The organism is Rheinheimera sp. WS51 (genome assembly GCF_050936095.1).
In the GTDB taxonomy this organism is placed as follows: Bacteria; Pseudomonadota; Gammaproteobacteria; order Enterobacterales; family Alteromonadaceae; genus Alishewanella.
This window is the reverse complement of the sequence record NZ_JBOTRC010000004.1, coordinates 195,727-216,861: the sequence shown is the minus strand read 5'-3', so window position 1 is coordinate 216,861 and position 21,135 is coordinate 195,727. Positions and strand designations below refer to the sequence as shown.

Here is a 21,135-nt window from a genome sequence, read left to right as displayed (position 1 = left end):
GAAGTAGAACCACAATGTTATTTAACAAATACGGCTAGCGGCTATTGAGCAAAACGTACTGTGCTTTTACCGGCATTTTTGGCTTGATACAGCGCAGTATCAGCTGCATTAAATAATGCGGTTTGATCTTGTTTTGGTTGTAGTAGGGCCAAACCAATACTAACAGTAACCTGATATTGTTTGCTGATCGCTAGTTGATTTATAGCTTTTAATAAGCGACGGGCAATCAGTTCAGCACTCGCTGCGTCGGCTGCTGATAAGATAATGGCAAATTCATCACCACCGAATCTAAACACAGTATCCGTTGCTCGCAATGTTTCGCGAACGATATTGGCAACAGCAATTAATAGTTCATCGCCAGTAGTGTGACCTGAAATATCATTGACTTGTTTAAAGTTATCTAAATCTAACAATAACAAGCCACAGCTTTCATTATGCCGGTGAGCTAATTGCACGGCTTTGTTTAAGCTATCGTCAAAAAATCGACGGTTACCTAGGCCAGTTAATGTATCTTTTAGAGCCATCTGTTGTAAACGACTGACGACTAAGGCATTGCGTAGTGCGAATAACCATTCGGTTTCTAACTGTAACAATTGGCGCTGCATCATAGGCGTAAAAGCATTATCACTTTGGTAAACCAGCTCGGCTAAACACTGTTGATTTAAAATCAACATGCTTCGGTGCTCGTACTGGCCTGCCTTTGAACCGCTAGCGGTGAAGTCACCCGCTGCTGTGTGCAATTGCAGTGAAGATAAAGGCAAAAGCTTGCCGACAGCCATAGAAACAATATTAAGTTGCTCATGTATATCTAAGGTGGTTTGCAATTGACTCACTAGGCTTTGCTCAGCAGTCTGAGGCTGCTCAGGCCAATGTTGCACCTTTGTTATAGCTGCATAGCAAGGGGCTTGGTTAACTCCTAAATCTTGTAGCAAAGCATAATCCATACTTAAATCCTTACTTAATTTAGCAATACTGTATTGTTATTTGTTACATACAATTAATTTCATGCAGTATTCAGGCCAAGTTTTAGTAAGGGGGTTAGATCAGAGTAGCAAAGTTAGGTTTGCTCTAAGACGAGTTAAGGCTTTTGCCTCTATTAAGAATTAACCTTGCAAAAACTTTAAAATTTGCGGCATTTGCTGATTCGCATCTTCAACACCCAACTCAATTAATTGCCGGGTATAACTTTTTTCAAACAGTAAATAGCTGGCTAAGCTAGACTCTGAATGTTGCCGAGTACCGGTTAAACGTAAAATAGTTCTTACCGCTAAGGGCAGTGATAAATAATGCTCGCTAGCTATTTGGCTAAAGTTTTGGCTAGGATTAATAAGTAGGGTGTCTATTTTTTTTAATGGTGAAACAATAGTATGTTGCTCTAACACGCTAATAGTACTGTTTACTCTATGTAGTCGCTCTAAATCAGAATTAAGCGTATCGGTAAATACCGTATCTAATAAATGACCGGCAATGTTGGCCAGATCAGGGTGATGCATTAAGCGCTGACCAGAATCGCTACTACGTGGATCTGCCAAGCCAATAACCATAATTTTATCAGCGCCCAAATGGATAGGGGCACTTAAAGGGGCAAGTTGGTTTACTGAGCCATCGCCAAAATATTGCTGATGAATACGAACTGATGGAAACACTAACGGAATAGCCGCAGAAGCCATTAGATGATGGACACCTAATAAGGTGCGCTGGCCAGATCGTTTAGCACGGCGCCATTCTTGAGCTTGTTTCGATTGGAAAAAAGAAATAGAGTCGCCATTGTTATAACACGAAGCGGTAACCGATACGCTAGATAAATAACCACCCATTATATTTCGATCTATACGCTGTAAATCTAAAATTTGCGCTAACATTAAGCGTAGGGGTTTGCTATCGAATAAGCTTACTGGTGTTTTGTTAGCGTAGTCAGCTTGGAAACCACTAAAAATACTACGAAATATATGTCTGAATACGCGAATGTAATCTGCATAATAAACTTGGTGAGTTGAAAAGTTACGCCAAATCCATTCGAGTTTTTTTACACCTAAATGAAAACAAGAGGCGTAACAAGCTAAAGCTGCTCCATTAATTGCACCAGCGGAGGTGCCGCTGATAATCTTAAAAGGAATGGCACTATTTCTAGGGTAATGTTGAGCAATGGCTTTCAATACCCCGACCTGATAGGCTGCTCTGGCACCGCCACCTGTTAAAAGTAGGGCTGTTTGAGCCCCATTATTATGAGTGTTGGTATTAACTGTGCTTTTCGACGTTACCAAGTTGAACTTATTCCCTATCACAGGCTCATTATTAGTATATTGCTAGATATTATACAGATTGCAATGCTTAATGGGTGAACAACCGATTATTTTATGAGGTATTTATGACAACAGAGACGAGTACCAAGGGGCAAGAAAAATATTATGTGGCTATTGCTGCGGCTGTTGTTGCGGTATTAGTGGCGCTTTGGCTGCTATTTAAACCTCAAGCGGAGGTTGTCGAGCCCCAAGCTGAAGTACCTGCGAAAACAGAGCAACTAACAGTTCCAGAGCCTGAGCCTATTTTAGTACCAGAAAAACCGGTGTCAGTGCTACCTGAGACGACTGTTGAGCCAGATCTCACTGTGGTTGAAGATATACCACTGCCGGCTTTAGATGAATCTGATCAGCAGATAAAGCAAGAATTACTTAGCTTAAATTGGCAACCGGGTTTAGCTGCTTTATTTGTAACAGACCAAATGGTACGTAACTTTGTAGTTCAGGTTGACAATATTGCTCATGGACAATTAGTAAAAGGCCATAACGTTCTGCAGCCTTTAGAGCAACGCTTTATTGGAACCAAGCAGCCACCTTATCAATTAGATCCTGCTAACTTTAGCCGTTATGAGCCTTACCTTACTTTATTAGAAAGTGTGTCAGCCTCTGAGTTATTAGCTAGTTTTGAACGTTTTGAACCTTTAGCAGCAGAAGCTTTTGCTGAACTAGGTTATCCAGATGCGTCATTTAAACAACGCTTATTAACTGCGATTGATGTTTTATTACAAACCCCTGAAGTCACTTATCCTATTGCATTAGAGCGGCCATCAGTAATGTATAAATTTGCCGATCCAAAATTAGAAGCATTACCCGCGCCACAAAAAATGATGTTGCGGATGGGGCCGGACAACCAGAAGCGATTTAAACAAATTTTACGGCAATATCGTACAGAACTTCAGCAATAAGAGCTTACTAGACTTGCAAGCCGCTGCTGTTTTGCGCATAATGCGCGCCAGTTGATTATTCAACTGTCAATGGTAACCCCATTGGTCCTCTCGCAATACTAGTAAGCAAACCTGGTCAGGTCCGGAAGGAAGCAGCCATAGTTTATGATGTATGTGCCGGGATGCGGCTCTTGGGGTTGCCACCCACATCTCTCTTTTTTATATAATCTTGCTTCACAATATCTAAAGCAGCTAACACTGTCTCGGCTTCTACTTCATTTTGTTCTAGCAATAAAATTAAATCGACTGCTAATTGAATGTGCTTAGGCGCAGTTGTTAGTGAATTAGCCACGATGGTTGTCCAAAAATTCTTGTGCGCGGGCCACGGCCTCTTTTACTTTCATTTCCATTTCAAACCGTTCACTTTGAGGTAAGTAAAAAGCCATATCAACTTCATAGCGTATGTAGCGGGGCGGTAATAAATTTAGGCTGATACAGCATAAGTCGGCTAAGTATTCTGCACTTTTAGTTTGATCTAAGCCTAAGTCTATTAAGTGTGATAAAAGAAGTTTTTCATAATAATTGTGAATATCGTCATTTAGTTTCATAGGTAGCTCGCTGTTTAAGTTTTAATTTAAGTTTAGAGCATAATAAGCTTTAGGCTAAAACACCACTGAAACATTGAGTTCAGCAAGATGCTTGTTACAATGATTTTATAATTAGAACAGCGGAAAATAATAATGCAAAAAAATACTACTCCTTGTTACTACGGTGACTATTTACAGCTAGATAAAGTATTAACAGCCCAAGCGCCAGAGAGTGCTAAATATGCTGATGAAGCCCACGATGAAACCTTATTTATTATTGTTCATCAGGTGTATGAGCTGTGGTTTAAACAAATTCTGCATGAATTAAAAGCTGTTATGGCTGTGTTTGCCGAGGCCGAAGTTAAAGATGAGCAGCTAACCGGTATAGTGCATAAATTAAAACGCATTATTACTATTCAAAAGCTACTTAATACCCAGATCGGTGTTATTGAAACAATGACACCGCAAGACTTTATGTCGTTTCGTGACTACCTAGTACCAGCTTCAGGTTTTCAAAGTGTTCAATTTAAAATGCTGGAAATTGGTTTAGGCTTAAAGAGTGACTATCGAATCGATTTTGATAAAAACTCATTTTACAGCCGCTTAAATGATAAAGATCGTGATTTCTTGCAACAACTAGAGCATGAACCGAGTTTATTCGAGCGCATTGAAAAATGGTTAGAGCGGATGCCGTTTTTGCAATTAGATAACTTTAGTTTTTGGCAAATGTATCAGCAAGCTACTGGAACAATGCTTGCGGATGATAAAGAAACCGTGCAAGGCATAGAGCAAATTGCTGAACATGAGCGTGAAATGCAGTTAAAAGAAATTGAACGCACGGCTGAAAAATTTTCAGCGCTATTAGATGCCGATAAATATCAGCAACTACAAAAAGACGGTGCATTTAGGTTAAGCCAAAAAGCCATGTTGTCAGCATTGTTTATTAATTTATACCAAGAAGAGCCGATGTTTAATTTACCGTTTCAGTTACTAACTTGTTTAACTGAAATAGATGAAAATCTGACTATTTGGCGTTATAAACATGCCATGATGGTGCAACGGATGTTAGGCACTAAAATTGGCACTGGTGGCTCATCAGGTCATGATTACTTAAAGCGAACCACAGAAAAAAACAGGATCTTTACCGACCTATTTAATATGGCTACTTTCTTGTTGCCTAAGTCTGATTTACCGGCATTACCAAAAGACATTAAACGGCATTTAGGTTTTTATTTTGCTGGCCAAGCTTGAACCAGTAACAGTAAATGCAGCTTTAAATAGTTGCAGATGTAATTGCACCAGCGCAATAATATTGCGCTGGTAGCCGCCACCTATAACCGCAGCAACGGGGATCTGTTGCTGGCGACAAAAATTTAAAACCAATAAATCTCGCTGATATAGTGTTTCGGTTGATAAGTTAAGCAAACCTAGTTCATCTGCTTGGTGGCAGTCAACACCTGCATCGTAAATAACTAGCTCTGGCTGGTGTAAACGAATTAAGGTGCTAAGGCTTTGCTCTACCGTTTCTAGATACTCCGTGTCGCTGCAATCTTTGCTTACGCCTATATCCCAATCTGAAACTTGCTTTCTAGCTGGAAAGTTTTTCTCACAGTGAATTGAGCAGCTAATTATTCTTGGTTCGGTTGCTACCATATGAGCCGTGCCGTCACCTTGGTGCACATCTAAATCAAAAATAAGGATTTTTTCTACGCCTTGTTGCAGCATCGACTTAGCAGTAAAAACTAAATCATTAAATAAACAAAACCCTGAGCCTTCATCATAAAAGGCATGGTGATAACCGCCAGTTAAGTGAATAGCTATACCCTGTTGCATAGCAAGCTGGGCAGTGGCTAAACTGCCACCTAACGACTGCAATGAGCGTTTAAATAGGGCTGTTGACCAAGGAAAGCCAATACGGCGCATTGCTTTAGGACAAAGGCTGCCATCCTGTAAGGCCTTGATATAATCTGGGCTGTGGCAGATCGCTAATTGCTCTATGCTAGCGCTGTTAGGTGTTGCAAAAGCTTCTGCTGGCACATTTAGGGCTAGCAGCTGTTGATAAAGCTGGCGATATTTATCGATAGGATACCGATGCCGCTCAGGTAAAGTGAGTTCGCTGTAACAGGGATGGTAAATTAAAGCCGGTAAATTACTAGGCATCATGACATTTGTTGTCGTTCATAATCTTGAATTTGTTGTTCTACCGCAGAAATAGCCTTGCGGCAACGGCCAAGACGCTGGTGCAAAACAAGGATGCGTTGAACTTGTTCAGTACTATCATCACGGCTAGCTAAGCTTATCATATCGAGTAAACGGCGCTCAAAGCCTTGGTAGTCACTTAACTGCTGGTATAGTTGCTGACTAGACATGGTTACTTTTTCTATCACCTGCTTGGCTGCTTGACGTTTAAATGCTTGTTGGTGCAAGCCGATATTACGAAAGGCTTGGGTTAGGGCACTAGTTTGCTCACTTAGTCGCTGCACTAAACGTTGTTTAGCGAGTACTGACATACTACGAGCTTCAGTTAAATGTTTTAAGTTGCGCTGAGCCTCTGCTACGTAATCTGCCAAGCTGGCCGAGCGACAGCTAAATAAATCGCTATCGAACCAATTTTGTGGTTTACCATAAGGCCGCTTTAAGTCAGTCGCTTCAGCTTGCTGGCGTAGCTGAATTAATTGCTGATTGAGTATTTCTGTTAATTGCATCGCTTAGCTCCTTAGCCCCAAGCTTGCCATGCTAAACGTAGTGCAATCATTACTACCACAGTGACAAAAATAGGCCTAATAAAGCGGCTACCAAAACGTATAGCAGAATGAGCACCAAGCCAAGCTCCCAGCATGAGGCATAGCCCCATAGCAATACCAATGACAAAATCGACATGGCCTAAGGCAATAAAGGCAACTAATGAAAATCCGTTACTGACAAAGTTCATGGTGCGGGCAACACCGCTAGTTAAAAGCAAGTTTATCCGGTACATAGCCATAGTAGATACCATCCAAAAAGCCCCAGTACCTGGCCCAGCAATACCATCATAAAAACCTAAACTTAACCCTTGTATACGTTGCTGCCATTTTGTTTTATTAGAGGGCGTCGGCAGTGTTAGTTTATCGTCTGGCTGCATGCGGTTAAATAAACTATAAACTGCCGCTAATAAGATAATAATAGGCAATAACTTCTCTAAAGCTTCGGTGCTTATTTGGTCAACCACAATAGTACCAATGAGTGCGCCTATTGCAGTAAACATAATACATTGTCGCCAATACTTTAGGTTTATCAACTTCTTTTTATAATAAGTAACGGAGGCGGTTAACGAACCAAAGGTAGCCGCTAATTTATTGGTGCCCAAAGCGCTGTGGGCGGGTAGGCCTGCGGTAAGCAAAGCTGGGATAGTTAATAAGCCACCGCCACCGGCAATGGCATCAATAAAGCCGGCAATAAAGGCAATACTACATAATAACAATAACACTGAGGGATCTAAGGCAATATCTAGTAACACTCTGGTTTTCCTGCGCCTAAAAGCGGGTAGTAGTTAGTATTCTATCTTACGGCGAAATGGCGGTAACGCATTAAGCATGGCGGTGCCGTAAGACTTATTAACCAAGCGACGATCAAAGATAATTATACGGCCTTGATCCTGCTCTTGTCGAAGTAGTCTACCACAAGCTTGTACCAGCTTCTTGGCTGTGGCAGGTATAGCTAATTGAGTAAAAGCATTACCGCCTTTTCTGCTTATAGCTTCAGCTAATGCCTCTTCTAATGGTGACGTGGGCACAGCAAACGGAAGTTTGGTTATAACTAAGTTGGTTAATAAGTTCCCAGGTAAATCTAAACCCTCAGAAAAGCTTTGGGTGCCAAATAAAATACTGGTTTTTTTATTAGCGCAATTTATGCTATGTAGCTGTAATAAGGCTTGGCGCGATGCTTCACCTTGAACTAACAGTGAAAAGCCTTTATCTCGCAAAGCCGTCGCCACTTGCTGCATTTGCCAATAAGAGGCAAACAGCACTAAGCTAGCTTGCTGCTTAGGTAAATACTGTGGTAGTTGCTGGATTAACTCAGCGGTAAATTCAGAGACTGTAGGCTCTGTTTTCATTTTTGCAATAATAATAGTGCCTTTTTCGGCATAAGCGAAAGGCGAGGCGACTTGGACTATTTGCACGCCCTCAAAGTCGTTCAGACCCAAATCATACTTAATATAATTGAAAGAATTCAAAGCCGTTAAGGTGGCTGAGCAAACTATAACTGAAAAAGCTTCTGCAAAAAGCATCTGGGCTAACTTGCCGCCTACTGTCAGAGGGCAAGCGTGCGCCATTAGCTTATCATGTGGCTCAGTAAGTTCTACCCATCTAGCTTGGCTGACGGGTTTATTTTGTTTTTGCTCTACAGCATAAAGTTGCCAAAGCGCATTTTGCTGCTCAAGTTGTAAGGCTAGGTGGTTGATGTCTTGTAGTAAAAGTAAGCGCTGCTTAAAGCTAATTTTGTTTGAGCTAATATGGTCTTGTACTCGTTGCTGTACTTTATCTAGTTGTGACTTGGCTTTACTACTTACTTGCGCTATTTCTTCAGCTTGTTGCTGCAGTAGTTTTGGCAAGGCAGCATCTGCAAAACGAAATTGGGTTTTTTGTTCAAACCAGCGAGCTTTAAAAGGCACTGTTGTATTCTCAATGGCTTTAAGTAAAGATTTTAACTCGTTACAACTATCTTCTAAGCGTATTAAGCTTCTTATTTCTGTTTCAGGTAAAAGTGAAAATAATTGCTGAATAGTTTTAGCCGCTTTTTCTATCCAGACTGAATTTTGATTTATGGAGGCGCTGGCAGCAAGAAAGTCTCGAGCGGTTTCAGCTAAGTGGTGGCCTTCATCTATTATATAGATGCAATCTGCAGGTGGCGGTAAAATGCTATTGCCATTTGATAAATCAGCCAATAAAAGTGCATGGTTCACTACTAATACTTGGGCAGTGTCGGCCTCAGCACGCGCTAGATGAAACGGACAATTAATATGTGCCCGATTAGTTGGGCTGCAATGCATAGCGTCAGCATTAATGGCTTGCCAATGCGGCTCTGGCATTGTAATAGCTAAACTGTCTCTGTCGCCCAGCCATTGCCTTTGTTGCCACTGCTGTAATAGTTCAGCCCAATCTGGCACTGTATGGTCACTTTGGGTTGAGCCGAATAATTCAGGGTGCTTTATTTGTTGTTTTATACGCTCAATACAAGCATAGCGCTGTCGACCTTTTACCAGTGAAAACTCAAAGTTTAATTTGCTGTGCTGGAAGAAAAAGGGCAAGTCTTTGCTAATTAATTGCTCTTGTAAAGCAACTGTGGCAGTAGCAATAACAACCGTTTTATTTTGTTGCAAGGCATAAGGAATAGCTGCTAGTAAATAAGCTAAAGATTTGCCCGTACCTGTACCTGCTTCTATTAAACCTATCCGCTGCTGCCTGTGATATTGCCCAGCAATTATATTGGCTATTTCAGCAATTAGCTTATTTTGCGACGGCCGAGGTTGATAATGAGGCATCGCTAATTTAATGCTTTGATGAATAGCGCGAATTTGTGCTTTTAGTTGTTCAGATAACATAGCTTGGCATGTGTTTATATACAGTTATTGGATTGTATACTTTTAATGCCCAGACAAGCAAAAATTTAAAATAATCTAAAAATAAAATATTTAGGTAAGAGTTCTGCATTTTAACTTATTGTTTAAAATGAAAATTGTATATATTCTGTGTCCATATGGTGTAAATCTTGTTTAGGGAATGTTTCGCAATTTTAAATGTTGGTCTATATTTAAGCGCCATCTTATAAGTAGTAGGGCGGTTTGTTTGATTCGTTACTATAGAAATAGAATTGCTAATAAAATATAGCGATCCAGGGAGAGAACATGTATACCAAAAATAAAATAGCTAATGCTGTGCGATTAGCGATCGTATTTGGAGCGGCGTCAACTTTTGCAATGCAATCTTTTGCTGTCAGTGCACAGCAGGATACTGCAGCTGAAAAAGAAATAGAAAAAATTCAAATCACAGGTAGTCGAATTAGAAGTGCTAATGCGGTATCAACCAGCCAAATTGCGACTGTTGGTGAGTTAGAGATAGAGCAGCAGCAACAACCAGAAATTGAGCGAATTTTTCGTAATATGCCGGCTGCAATGCCAGGTGATAATAGTAACGTTAATAATGGCTCTGGTGGAGCTGCTACAGTTAACTTAAGAGGCTTAGGCTCAAACCGAAACTTAGTATTAATGAATGGCAAACGTATGGTGCCATATAACACTGCTGGTAGTGTGGATACATCGACTATTCCTACTGCGTTAATCGATCGCATAGATATCGTTACAGGCGGTGCTTCAGCTGTATATGGTTCAGATGCAATTTCTGGTGCCATCAACGTTATCTTAAAAAAGAACTTCGAGGGTGTTGAGTTAGATATGTCACATTCTCGTACTGCTGATGCGGATGCGATGACAAAAAATATTGCATTAACATTAGGGGGGAATTTTGATGACTCGCGTGGTAATGCAGTAGCATCTTTTAGCTGGCTTAATCGTGACCCTTTATTACTTGGACAACGTAGTTTGGGTAATTACGGGATTGCTACCGCTAGCGGTAGAAACTATCAACAGTTTTTAGCAGGTCAAGCTCCATTAACACCATCTGACCCAACTTGTGGTGGTGGTACGCCAAACGTAGTTGCTGTAGGCGGTGGTAGCCCAACCGGTATTCCAACGAGAGTAGGCTTAGCTGGTGTTCCAGCAGTGTCAGGTCAATTTAGAGATGATGGTTCATTAGTCTTAGGTGATCGCTGTAGTGATTTTAACTTTAATCCTTTCAATTACTATCAAACTCCGGCAAAACGTTATAGTGCTACCGCAATGGCGCATTATGATATTAATGACGAGCATACCGTCTACGGTACTTTTAACTATACTAACACTTCGGTAAGTCAACAGGTTGCACCTTCAGGAATTTTTGGTTCAACATTTTGGGTACCGATGGCTAATCCGTTTTTTAGTGCACAAGCTAGAGATGCCATCTTAACAGGGGCAAATGACAATATAGATAAACTCAATGCACCGGGTTTTGAAACATGGCGTGATGTGAATGGTAATGGTGTTGTAGATGACGAAGACTACGTTTTATTAAGTGTCAATCGACGGACCCCAGAATTAGGTGCACGTTCGACTTCATTTAATACTGATCAGTTCCAAATAGTAACCGGAATGAAAGGTTTACTGAACGACAGTTGGGCCTATGATGTATCGTTCCAGCATGGTGAAACCAATAGAGTTGAAGTCAGTGCGGGCTATACGAATATTGCCAATATTGCGAATGCATTAAATGCAGTGTCAACGACAGAGTGTGTTAGTGGAGGAGGTTGTGTGCCTCTAAATGTCTTTGGAGGTTATGGCACTATTACACCTGAAATGGCGGCATATTCTTCAGCTACTGCTTTTGCAAACTCTGAATATCAACAACGGGTTTTTTCTGCAATTATTGATGGACCATTTGATGCTGTTGTTTCTCCTTTTGCCGATACACCATTAGCAATGAGCTTTGGTTATGAGTATCGTGAAGAAATGGCTTTCTATAATCCTGATGAGTGTTTAAAGCTTGCTCCAGCAAGTTGTTTAGGAGGGGCCGGTGGTAACTCATTGCCGGTGGGCGGGTCTTTTAAAGTCAACGAACTATTTGCTGAAGGTAAATTGGCAATAATCGAGAATAAAGACTTTGCTGACATTGTTGAATTAGAGTTCGGCTATCGCCATGCTAACTATGATACTGTGGGTGAAAATGGTAGTTGGAAGCTTGGTTTAGCTTGGAAGCCGGTTGATGAGCTATTAATTAGGGTAATGAAGCAACAAGCAACACGCGCTCCAAACGTGGGTGAGTTATATGCCCCACTAACTACTGGGTTAGATAATGCAAGACAAGATCCTTGCTCTGCAGCTAATGCCGCAAATATTGATGCTGAATTACGTGCTCGGTGTATTGCAACAGGGATGACTGATGCCCAAGTTGGTGCTGTTGATGACCTTGCAAGTGGCCAAATAAATATTAAATCAGGCTCTAATCCAAATGCACTGCCAGATGTAGAAACTGCAGACACATTAACGGCAGGTGTAGTTTGGACACCTCAGTTTGAAACAGTAAAAAGAGTTCAACTTTCAGTAGATTATTATGATATTGATGTAAAAGGTTATATTGGTGAGAATACGCCACAAGAGATTTTGGATGGCTGTTATGTTTTAGGCAATGATGCCCAATGTGCGCAGATAAATCGTATCGGTGGTGGTTTAACAATATCTGGTGCTGGTGTTGACGCTTATACAACCAATTTGTCTTACTTACAAACGAGTGGAATAGAAGTAGCTTTTAATTTCGGTTTTGACTTTGATAGTTTAGGCAGACTAGACTTCAGCAGTAATATTAATCGTTATTTAAAAGTTGAAAGATTAAGTTCGCCAGTATCTGAAGTTATTGACTGTAAAGGTTTTTATGGTACAAACTGTAACCCTCAACATGACTTCCGCGCTAGCCAACGTATGACGTGGAATTATGATGATTTATCAGTATCATTATTGTGGCGTTACTTAGGTTCAATTGAGCGTGAAACTGATCAGCAAGAAGACACTTTTGAGCCATTCCGTAGTATCAGTTCTTATAGTTATTTTGATTTATACACAAATTATCAGTTAACTGAGATAGTTAACATTAGTTTTGGTGTAGATAACTTACTGGATAAACAAGCTCCTGTTGTCGGGAATGACTCCGCTTCAACGGCATACAATAGTGGCAACACATTCCCTGCCTACTATGATATGTTGGGGCGCACATATAAAGCGAGTGTAAGTATTAAGTTTTAATCTGAGCTAATACATAACTTAAAAACGACTAAATTTTAGTCGTTTTTTTTTGTGCAGATAGAATAAAAACAAGTCATTTACAAGGATCAAGAAAAGTTCATTAAATGAGTTGACCTTTATGAAAAAATACGTTTATCATCTAGTACGTTAAATCGGACGATATCCGAGATAAGCGGAGTGCTAGCGACAAAAAACGCTAGTATCTATCGAAAAATAGAAACACTAGTAGTGTTCCAGGGAGAAATACATGTATACGAATAATAAATTAAGCAAGGCTGTTAAATTAGCCATTGCTTTTGGTGCGGCTTCAGTCACAGCATTTACTGCTTCAGTTAATGCTGCTGAACAAGATGAAACTGCAAAAGTAGAACGCATAGAAGTAACCGGTTCACGATTACGTTCTACAGATTTACAAGGTTTTTCACCAGTTCAAGTAATTGGCGCTGAAGATATCGACACAACAGGTGTTGCTAATATCCAAGAGCTTTTATTGAAAAATCCTGCTTTTGGTACGCCAGGAATTAGCCGTACAAACTCAAACTTTTCAACAGCTGCTGCTGGTGTGTCGACAATAGATTTACGTAATTTAGGCACCGCACGTACCTTAGTATTAGTTAATGGCCGCCGTTATGTTACAGGTGTTCCGGGATCAATGGCTGTCGATTTAAATACAATCCCTGCTCAGTTTATTGAACGAATTGAAATCATGACAGGTGGTGCTTCAGCTGTTTATGGTTCTGATGCGGTAGCAGGTGTTGTTAATATTATATTGAAGAAAGAGTTTGAAGGTGTTGAGTTTGATGTTCAATACGGGGAAAGCTCTAAAGGCGACGCTGAAGAAACTCAAGTTCAATTTACTACAGGTGTAACTTCTGCTAACGGTAAGGGTAACGTTATGATCCATGGTGCTTACACAGACCAAGGTGCTGTTTACTCTAAAGATCGCGCAAGATCAGCAGTAGATATTTACTCTGAAGGTGCTGGTTTTACAGGTGATCCAGCGGATTTCTTTACACCGGTAAGTCCGTTTAATTCAAGCTATGCACCACAAGGTCGCTTCTTTACGGGTAATACACAATTCACTTATAATTCTGCAGGTGAATTAATTGAAGGCTGGAGCACGAATGGCTCAGATACCCAAGAAGCTAATGGCTTTAACAGAAATGGCGTTCGTACTATTGCTATTCCTACAGAGCGTTATTTATTAGGTGGTCGTGGTAGTTATGAGTTTACTGATAATTGGACCTCTTTCTTAGAAGGTACTTATGCTGCTACCCAAACAACAACTCAATTAGAACCATTTCCGTTTGCAACAGGTGATATTTACCCTACAGGCGGTGGGCAAATGCCTATTGAGTTTGAAAACTTTATTCCGGATCCAAATGATCCAAGCAAATATATTCGACAAGTGACTGTTAATCCAATGATTCCTCAGCCAATTGTTGATGCAGCGACAGATACTAATGGTGATGGTTTACGTGATATCTTCTTTACTCGTCGCTTGGCAGACGTTGCTAATCGCGGTAACGTTGCAGACCGTAGTACCTTCCGCCTTGTAGGTGGTGTGGAAGGTGAGATTACTGATGGTTGGTATGCAGACGCTTACTTTGGTTATGGTGAAACTAAAGAGTCTCAGGTTTCAAGTGGTCAAGTAAACGTGCTTAACTTCCGTAATGCTCTAGAAGTTATTCCTGATGGCCAAGGCGGCGTTATGTGTCGTGATGAGATCGCTCGTGCTCAAGGTTGTGTGCCTGCTGATGTATATGGTGCAAATACTCTTTCTGATGAAGCAGTAAAATATATTTCAGCACCAGGTTTATTAGCAACATTTGCGTCTCAAAAATTTGCTGGCTTTAATGTTTCAGGTGAATTATTTGAAATGCCAGCCGGTTTTGTAGGTCTTGCTGCTGGTATGGAATATCGTGAAGAGTTTTCACGTAGTGAGTTTGATCCATTACAACAAGCAGGTTTAAATGCGGGTAATGCAATTCCTCGTACTGAAGGTAAATATGATGTTACTGAGTATTACACAGAAGTAAATGTTCCACTCTTATCTGATGTCTTCATGGCTGATCAGTTAAATCTTCGTGGTGCTGTACGTTTGTCTGACTACTCAACTGTAGGTAACACTACTAGCTGGAACGTAGCTTTAGATTGGGCGCCAATCCCAGAACTGCGTATGCGTTTAGTTCGTGCTCAGTCTGTACGTGCGCCTAATGTTGATGAATTATATTCGCCACCAAGCCAGACTTTCCCAACTGGTTTAACAGACCCTTGTTTAGGTGTAACAAACTCAACAACAGGTACATTAGCTGATAATTGTCGTGCTGCTCCAGGTGTTCAAGAAAACATTGACACAAATGGTGAATTTACGCTTAACCAATCAGATATTCAAGGTGTAAGTGGTTATAATCGTGGTAATGAAGCTCTAGACGCAGAAAAAGGCAAATCTTGGACTTTAGGTTTTACTTATTCACCTGAAGGTTTCTTAAGTGATTTCGACTTTAACGTTGATTACTTTGATATTGAGATCGAAGATGCAATTGTAGGTACTCCACGTCAGTTCATTTTAGATCAATGTTATAATGGTGATGCTTCGTTATGTCAGTTTATCACTCGTCGTGCAACGTCTGAAGGTGCAAACAGCGCAGGTTCGCTTGAGTATATTGACTCTGGTGTAACTAACAGCGGTGGTTTCGCTACAGAGGGTGTAGATGTTGTAGTAACCTACGGCAAAGATCTTGAAGACTTTGATTTAGCGGGTCGTGTTAATGCACGTTTATCATACACTCATTTATTAGATGGTTATGCAATTCCATTACCAGGTTCTGAGAAAGATGTTTTTGCTGGTGAAATTGGTGCACCAGAAAATAAATTCTATTTATCTCTAGGTTATAGTATCGGTGATGTGAGCATTGCATGGAACACTACATATATCGGTAAAGCATCTTTTGATGACCAATGGTTAGCTGGTTATGATTTAGCGCCTGGATCAGTAGGTGTAGGTTCAACAACTTACCATGATCTTAACGTGTCATATAAGCCAAACGCTAACTATGAGCTATATTTAGGTTTACAGAATGCGTTTGATAAAGAGCCTGCGCCAATTATCTCTGGTTTACCAGGTAATAGCACAGGTACTGAGACCAATGCTAGTGTATTTGACCCAATCGGTCGTCGCATGTATGCAGGTGTACGCATGACATTCTAATGTCTATTGCATTAGTATAATGAAAGCCGGTTAATGTTTTAACCGGCTTTTTTCGTTATAAAGTGTATATTTTTTTGTTTCGAATAGAGTCAATGAAATGCAGATGTGATTAGTACGGTCTATTATCAAGCAGTTAAAACTAATTTAAATAAACAGGTGTTATTATGAAAACAGTCAAGCATAGCAATGTTGCAATGGCAGTAGGAGCTTTAGTATTTGGCTCATTATCAACAGTAAGCACACACGTAGATGCTAATCCATTTAGTGCTCAGGAGCTATCTTCAGGCTATGAGATGGGCGCAACAGAAGGTAAATGTGGTGAAGGCAAGTGCGGCGAAGAAATGACGAAAAAGCACGCCGATAAAGCCAAAGAAGGTAAATGTGGTGAAGGCAAGTGCGGCGAAGAAATGATGAAAAAGCAAGCCGATAAAGCCAAAGAAGGTAAATGTGGTGAAGGCAAGTGCGGCGAAGAAATGATGAAAAAACACGCCGATAAAGCCAAAGAAGGTAAATGTGGTGAAGGCAAGTGTGGCGAAAAAATGATGAAAAAACACGCCGATAAAGCCAAAGAAGCTAAATGTGGTGCAGACAAAGCTAAAGAAGCTAAGTGCGGCGGCGCTTTTTAGTCCTTAGGATTATTTGAGTATTTACTGTTACTTTAGCAACCCATTTTAAGAGAGAGCCATGATAGCGGTACAAGGTGTTGGGTTAGGTTTACGACGTGAAATGCTAACGCAAATGTGTCAGCAAAAGCCGGCCGAAATTGATTTCTTTGAAATTGCGCCAGAAAACTGGATCCCTTTTGGTGGTAAATTACAAAAGCAATTAGCTCAGTTAACCGCTCAACATCGATTTTTCTGTCATGGTTTATCTTTATCAATAGGAGGCCCTGCACCTATTGATATTGCTTTTGTAAAGCAGATCAAAGCCTTTTTGCAACAACATAATATTGAGACGTACAGTGAGCATTTAAGCTATTGCTCAGGGGCAGGGCATTTATATGATTTAATGCCTATTCCGTTTACGGCTGAAGCGGTAGACTATGTAGCTAATCGTGTAAAGCAGGTACAAGATATCTTAGAGCAGCCGCTGATCTTAGAAAATGTGTCTTATTATGCCGCACCTGGTCAAGAAATGTCAGAGCTTGACTTTACCTTAAGCGTGTTACAACAGGCCGATTGTAAAATGCTGCTAGATGTTAATAATATTTATGTTAATTCCGTAAACCATGGCTACAAGGCTGAACATTATTTACAGCAGATCCCATCTGAGCGCATTGCTTATTACCATATTGCGGGCCATTACCAGCAAGAAAAAGATTTATTAATTGATACTCATGGTGCTGATGTTATTGATCCTGTTTGGCGACTTTTAGCATTAGCCTATCAACAGCATGGTGTTAAAGCGACGCTGTTAGAGCGAGATTTCAATATTCCAACATGGTGTAATTTACAAGCAGAACTTAATCAGATCCATCAGTTGCAATATGAAGCTAATGGCACTGAAAGTGCGAAAATAAAGTTAGAGCCTGCTTTATGATGAAGTTTCAGCAAATTCAGCAGCAATTTATGGCTCATATTCAAAATCCAGAACAACAGCCAGGGTTAGCTCAGATAGAAGTTCGCCGTTTAGCTATTTATCGTAATTTATTTTTTAATAATGTGCTTAGTTTTGTTAGTTCGGCGTATCCTGTTCTATGCTCTCTGTATACAGAGGATGTTTGGCGTAAAATAGTGCGTCAATTCTTTGCTAATTATTCTTGCTCTAGCCCTTATTTCTTACATGTTTCAGAGCATTTTCTCCAGTTTTTGCAACAGCAATATCAGCGCACTGAAAGCGATCCTATCTTTATGCTAGAGCTTGCTCATTATGAATGGACAGAGCTGTATTTATCGACTAAATGCCAACAAAAAAAGGCTGAAAACCTTACAGCAGAACAAGTGCTAGCTAGCCCTTTACAGCTGTCAGAATTAAGTTTGCTCGTCAGCTATCCTTTTCCGGTTCATCTAATAAGTAAGCAGCAGCAACCTTTAGCAGCAACAGAAAACCAGTTTTATCTTCTATATCGCGATAATAACGACGAAGTTAAATTTGTTTTAATTAATCAACTCACAGCTTTACTGCTACAGTTAATTCAACAAAACTCTGGAGCTACGGCTGATAAATTGCTCTTAGAGCTAACAGAGCGAGTGCCGCAAATTAGTCCGCAGCAGTTAGAGCAAGGCGCTGTTAAAATATTACAGCAGTTTGCGGCTAAAGGCGTGATTCAGGCTTTTCAAATGGACTAAAATTCATTACCATAACGGTATTATTTAATCGCACTATAAAGAGTAGCGCAATGGCAGACGAGAACTTCAAAGACTCATTTAACTTTTGGCAATTCTTGGCGTTAGTAGCAACCTTTGTTGGTTTGTTGTGCTTAGCTCCAATTTTGCGTTGGTTACAAATTTTTAGTTAATACGGTTACTATGTAATCCAACTTGTATTTAAAGCCGCCTTTAGGCGGCTTTTTTGTCCCAATCTAGTCAGACATTTTCGGTAATTTATTTAAGGTTTGTATATATGGAAAAGCAGCTTCTTGCAGTTGAATTAAAAAAAGTCATTAAAACGGTGGCTGATTACCCTAAACCTGGCATTTTGTTTCGTGATGTAACTAGCTTAATGCAAGATGGTGCGAGCTTTAAAAAAGTAATTGATGCTTTTTGTCAGGCCTATACAGGACAGGGATTTACTAAAATCGTTGGTACCGAGTCTCGAGGCTTTATTTTTGGTGCGCCTTTAGCTTATGCCATGGGCCTGCCTTTTATTCCGGTGAGAAAACCAGGCAAGTTACCTCGTAATAGAATAAGCCAAAGCTATCAATTAGAATATGGTGAAGATACCCTCGAATTACATCAAGACGCAATTTCAGAGGGTGACAAAGTGCTGTTAGTTGATGATTTATTAGCAACTGGTGGCACCATAGAGGCTACGGTTAAGCTGGTACGTCAATTAGGCGGTATTGTTGAGCATGCGGCTTTTGTTATTGCTTTACCTGACTTAGGTGGCGTAGCAAAACTAGAACAAGCTAATTTAAAAGTACTTAGCTTAGTTGAGTATGCGGGCGAATAAGATTAATCTGGGCTTAGTTAAATAAACAGAGTGTAAACAGCGGTTATGAGTTATCAGGTACTAGCACGTAAATGGCGTCCACAGCATTTCTCTCAATTAGTGGGGCAAGAGCATGTAAAAAGCGCCCTAACGAATGCCTTAACAAATAATCGTTTACATCATGCTTATTTGTTTACAGGCACTCGGGGGGTTGGTAAAACTACGATCGCCCGTATTTTTGCCAAAAGTTTAAATTGTGAGCTAGGCATTACAGCATCACCTTGTGGCAAATGTAATGCTTGTCAAGAAATTGATGCCGGTAATTTTGTCGATTTAATGGAAATTGATGCTGCATCTCGGACTAAAGTTGAAGATACGCGAGACTTATTAGATAACGTTCAGTATGCGCCTAGTCGTGGCCGTTTTAAGGTGTATTTGATAGATGAAGTGCATATGCTGTCAAAACATAGCTTTAATGCGCTATTAAAAACTTTAGAAGAGCCACCGCCACATGTGAAATTTCTATTGGCAACAACGGATCCACAGAAGTTACCAATAACAGTCTTGTCGCGTTGTTTGCAGTTTAACTTATTAGCTTTAAGCCCAACGCAGATTGCGCAGCATTTAGCTTATGTTTTAACTGAAGAGAAAATTCCTTTTGCCGAGTCAGCTTTAACACTGATTGCTAAAGCAGCAAAAGGCAGTTTACGTGACTCGTTAAGTTTAACTGATCAAGCTATAGCGCAAAGTAATAATGATATTCAGCTTGATGTTATTAGAGCCATGCTGGGTTATTTAGAACAAAGCTGGGCCGAGCAATTACTCCAAGCCATATTAGATCAAGATGTATCAAGCTTGCAGCAGCAGTTGGCCACTTTAGTACAACAGCATAATGACTATAGCCAAGTGCTGGATGATATGCTGTCAATTTTGCATCTAACAGCCTTAAGCCAGTTTACTGCTGCAGCTGCGTTGAGTAGCGAAAGCGCTGAGTTTATTTTACAGTTAGCCCAGCGTTTAGAGCCTGCCCAAGTTCAACTTTATTATCAGTTACTCATTAGTGGTAAAAAAGAATTAGCCTATGCACCTGATGTATTAACCGGATTAGAAATGGCGCTGTTGCGGGCAATGGCATTTGCACCGGCCTCAGTTAACCAAACTGCTCCAGTTAACCCAACTGCGCAGATTAAAAATACCCAGCTAAAGCCAACTGTTAATCAGGCTAAACCAGAGTTTAACTCTGCTCAAGCACCGGTGAGTGAACAAACTCAACAGCCACCAGCTGAAGCACAGGTTTCGGATCAGCCTGAGCCAGCGCCGAAATCTAGCACTATGTCATCTGTTGCCGGTATTGATCCTGTAACCTCTGGCATTATGGCAAGGCGGGGTATAGCTGTTCAGCCAAATGCTGCAGCTCCTTCTGTTGAAAAAAAGATTGAGCGGCCGTTAGCGCCGCACTCGACAGAGCAGCCGTTAACCGAGTCACCTCAGCGCCAATCAGTTTCAGCGCAGGCCTATCAACAAGCGGCAACGGACCAAGAGCAGACTAGCCCTGTTGTAGCGCATTCTATGACTTCATCAGCAGAGCTAGCCGATACGCAAGCTGGGCATACTGACGCAAGCTATCAACAGGATATAACTGACGAGCAAGATGAAGTTGATATGGATATGCCTGAGTCATTTTCTGATAGCCAAGCTGATGCGATGTGGCAGCAGTATCAAACAGAGGTGCCAAGCTTAACTGAATTTGATGGCAGCATTAATGAGCAAAACTTTTCTGTTAAATTTGCCGCTCAGGTAGATGCTTGGGCTGCCCGAATAGAGCAGCTAGATACAGGTGGCTTAAGCCGCTTGTTTTTACTTAACGCTGCTATGACTTTACAAGGCGATAAAATGCAGCTGACGGTAGCTCAAAGTCAGCAGCATTTAGACAAGGCTGACTTTAGACAAAATTTACAGCAACTGCTAGAGCATAGTTTTAATCAGCCTTTGCAAATAGAGATCCAATATCAAGATGAAGTAGCATCTAGCCCGCTTGCTATACAGCAGCGGATAGTGGCTGAGCGGCGGGTTTATGTGCATAAGCTATTGCAAGAAGATCCTAATGTGATCCAACTGCAGCAGATATTTGATGCTCAGATGCTAGAAGATACAATAGAAGTAAACTAAAGCGCTTGCTTAAACAAAACTTGTATTT

At 40.7% G+C, this 21,135-nt stretch carries 16 protein-coding genes, 1 other RNA gene and 1 pseudogene; 10 read left to right on the top strand and 8 right to left on the bottom strand.

The features are described 5' to 3' along the window. Positions 1-41: 41 nt before the first annotated feature. Together ACRCA4_RS07880 and ACRCA4_RS07875 are read right to left on the bottom strand one after the other, a co-directional pair. Positions 42-944 carry a GGDEF domain-containing protein gene (locus ACRCA4_RS07880; RefSeq protein ID WP_433186561.1) on the bottom strand — a complete coding sequence of 301 codons (903 nt, stop codon included), beginning with the start codon at positions 942-944 and terminating at the stop codon, positions 42-44. A 159-nt stretch (positions 945-1,103) separates the two neighbouring features. Continuing rightward, positions 1,104-2,264: a patatin-like phospholipase family protein gene (locus ACRCA4_RS07875; RefSeq protein ID WP_433186559.1), complete on the bottom strand. Its 1,161-nt coding sequence runs from the start codon at positions 2,262-2,264 to the stop codon at positions 1,104-1,106. 104 nt (positions 2,265-2,368) lie between these two features. Here ACRCA4_RS07875 and ACRCA4_RS07870 point away from each other — a divergent pair, with 104 nt between their 5' ends. Further along, on the top strand, positions 2,369-3,205 hold the full coding sequence (locus ACRCA4_RS07870) for a DUF3014 domain-containing protein (RefSeq protein ID WP_433186556.1): 837 nt from the start codon (positions 2,369-2,371) through the stop codon (positions 3,203-3,205). Between the two features lie 79 nt (positions 3,206-3,284). Then, positions 3,285-3,381, top strand: an RNA gene (gene ffs / locus ACRCA4_RS07865) — signal recognition particle sRNA small type. Positions 3,382-3,410: 29 nt separating this feature from the next. Here ffs and ACRCA4_RS07860 read toward each other — a convergent pair. Next, a pseudogene (locus tag ACRCA4_RS07860) lies at positions 3,411-3,536 on the bottom strand (DUF2496 domain-containing protein); the annotation flags it as partial. Then, entirely contained in the window at positions 3,529-3,792 is a 264-nt protein-coding gene (locus ACRCA4_RS07855; RefSeq protein WP_433186553.1) for a late competence development ComFB family protein, read from the bottom strand. The pseudogene ACRCA4_RS07860 and the gene ACRCA4_RS07855, both read right to left, overlap by 8 nt. Positions 3,793-3,924: 132 nt before the next feature. Between ACRCA4_RS07855 and ACRCA4_RS07850 the strand changes: the two genes are divergently transcribed. Next, positions 3,925-5,022 (top strand): tryptophan 2,3-dioxygenase family protein, encoded by a 1,098-nt coding sequence (locus tag ACRCA4_RS07850; protein WP_433186551.1) that lies wholly within the window; start codon positions 3,925-3,927, stop codon positions 5,020-5,022. Here the strand turns inward: ACRCA4_RS07850 and ACRCA4_RS07845 are convergent. The 4 genes from ACRCA4_RS07845 to dinG are packed head-to-tail and all read right to left on the bottom strand — an operon-like array spanning position 4,993 to position 9,352. Beyond that, complete coding sequence (locus tag ACRCA4_RS07845; RefSeq protein WP_433186548.1) at positions 4,993-5,934, bottom strand: histone deacetylase family protein; 942 nt, start codon at positions 5,932-5,934, stop codon at positions 4,993-4,995. The two genes, ACRCA4_RS07850 and ACRCA4_RS07845, sit on opposite strands and share 30 nt — an antisense overlap. Next, complete coding sequence (gene priC / locus ACRCA4_RS07840; protein ID WP_433186545.1) at positions 5,931-6,476, bottom strand: primosomal replication protein PriC; 546 nt, start codon at positions 6,474-6,476, stop codon at positions 5,931-5,933. The genes ACRCA4_RS07845 and priC overlap by 4 nt, the downstream gene beginning before the upstream one ends. Positions 6,477-6,487: 11 nt before the next feature. After that, a complete protein-coding gene (locus ACRCA4_RS07835) occupies positions 6,488-7,267 on the bottom strand; it encodes a sulfite exporter TauE/SafE family protein (protein WP_433186542.1) in 780 nt (259 codons plus the stop codon). 33 nt (positions 7,268-7,300) lie between these two features. Next, complete coding sequence (gene dinG, locus ACRCA4_RS07830; RefSeq protein WP_433186539.1) at positions 7,301-9,352, bottom strand: ATP-dependent DNA helicase DinG; 2,052 nt, start codon at positions 9,350-9,352, stop codon at positions 7,301-7,303. Between the two features lie 303 nt (positions 9,353-9,655). On the opposite strand from dinG, the gene ACRCA4_RS07825 reads away from it, so the two are divergent. The 7 genes from ACRCA4_RS07825 (at position 9,656) to dnaX (ending at position 21,107) form a co-directional block, all read left to right on the top strand. Continuing rightward, entirely contained in the window at positions 9,656-12,637 is a 2,982-nt protein-coding gene (locus ACRCA4_RS07825) for a TonB-dependent receptor domain-containing protein (protein WP_433186537.1), read from the top strand. Between the two features lie 247 nt (positions 12,638-12,884). Continuing rightward, the gene (locus ACRCA4_RS07820; protein WP_433186534.1) at positions 12,885-15,848 is read left to right on the top strand and encodes a TonB-dependent receptor domain-containing protein; all 2,964 of its coding nucleotides are present in this window, start codon (positions 12,885-12,887) and stop codon (positions 15,846-15,848) included. 164 nt (positions 15,849-16,012) lie between these two features. Then, entirely contained in the window at positions 16,013-16,474 is a 462-nt protein-coding gene (locus ACRCA4_RS07815) for an HvfA family oxazolone/thioamide-modified RiPP metallophore (protein ID WP_433186532.1), read from the top strand. A gap of 58 nt (positions 16,475-16,532) precedes the next feature. Beyond that, positions 16,533-17,387, top strand: coding sequence for an HvfB family MNIO-type RiPP peptide maturase (locus ACRCA4_RS07810; RefSeq protein WP_433186529.1), 855 nt, complete (start codon positions 16,533-16,535; stop codon positions 17,385-17,387). Next, positions 17,384-18,136 carry an HvfC family RiPP maturation protein gene (locus tag ACRCA4_RS07805; RefSeq protein ID WP_433186526.1) on the top strand — a complete coding sequence of 251 codons (753 nt, stop codon included), beginning with the start codon at positions 17,384-17,386 and terminating at the stop codon, positions 18,134-18,136. Before ACRCA4_RS07810 ends, ACRCA4_RS07805 begins: the two co-directional genes overlap by 4 nt. A 274-nt stretch (positions 18,137-18,410) precedes the next feature. Further along, on the top strand, positions 18,411-18,959 hold the full coding sequence (gene apt / locus ACRCA4_RS07800) for an adenine phosphoribosyltransferase (protein WP_433186523.1): 549 nt from the start codon (positions 18,411-18,413) through the stop codon (positions 18,957-18,959). Between the two features lie 45 nt (positions 18,960-19,004). Continuing rightward, entirely contained in the window at positions 19,005-21,107 is a 2,103-nt protein-coding gene (dnaX, locus tag ACRCA4_RS07795; protein ID WP_433186520.1) for a DNA polymerase III subunit gamma/tau, read from the top strand. Positions 21,108-21,135 lie beyond the last annotated feature (28 nt).

What these genes read in the sequence shown, in the direction of transcription:
- ACRCA4_RS07880 (WP_433186561.1), bottom strand. Translation starts at nt 944, where the DNA reads ATGGATTATGCTTTGCTACAAGATTTAGGAGTTAACCAAGCCCCTTGC.
- ACRCA4_RS07870 (WP_433186556.1), top strand. Translation starts at nt 2,369, where the DNA reads ATGACAACAGAGACGAGTACCAAGGGGCAAGAAAAATATTATGTGGCT.
- ACRCA4_RS07855 (WP_433186553.1), bottom strand. Translation starts at nt 3,792, where the DNA reads ATGAAACTAAATGACGATATTCACAATTATTATGAAAAACTTCTTTTA.
- ACRCA4_RS07850 (WP_433186551.1), top strand. Translation starts at nt 3,925, where the DNA reads ATGCAAAAAAATACTACTCCTTGTTACTACGGTGACTATTTACAGCTA.
- ACRCA4_RS07845 (WP_433186548.1), bottom strand. Translation starts at nt 5,934, where the DNA reads ATGATGCCTAGTAATTTACCGGCTTTAATTTACCATCCCTGTTACAGC.
- priC (WP_433186545.1), bottom strand. Translation starts at nt 6,476, where the DNA reads ATGCAATTAACAGAAATACTCAATCAGCAATTAATTCAGCTACGCCAG.
- dinG (WP_433186539.1), bottom strand. Translation starts at nt 9,352, where the DNA reads ATGTTATCTGAACAACTAAAAGCACAAATTCGCGCTATTCATCAAAGC.
- ACRCA4_RS07825 (WP_433186537.1), top strand. Translation starts at nt 9,656, where the DNA reads ATGTATACCAAAAATAAAATAGCTAATGCTGTGCGATTAGCGATCGTA.
- ACRCA4_RS07820 (WP_433186534.1), top strand. Translation starts at nt 12,885, where the DNA reads ATGTATACGAATAATAAATTAAGCAAGGCTGTTAAATTAGCCATTGCT.
- ACRCA4_RS07815 (WP_433186532.1), top strand. Translation starts at nt 16,013, where the DNA reads ATGAAAACAGTCAAGCATAGCAATGTTGCAATGGCAGTAGGAGCTTTA.
- ACRCA4_RS07810 (WP_433186529.1), top strand. Translation starts at nt 16,533, where the DNA reads ATGATAGCGGTACAAGGTGTTGGGTTAGGTTTACGACGTGAAATGCTA.
- ACRCA4_RS07805 (WP_433186526.1), top strand. Translation starts at nt 17,384, where the DNA reads ATGATGAAGTTTCAGCAAATTCAGCAGCAATTTATGGCTCATATTCAA.
- apt (WP_433186523.1), top strand. Translation starts at nt 18,411, where the DNA reads ATGGAAAAGCAGCTTCTTGCAGTTGAATTAAAAAAAGTCATTAAAACG.
- dnaX (WP_433186520.1), top strand. Translation starts at nt 19,005, where the DNA reads ATGAGTTATCAGGTACTAGCACGTAAATGGCGTCCACAGCATTTCTCT.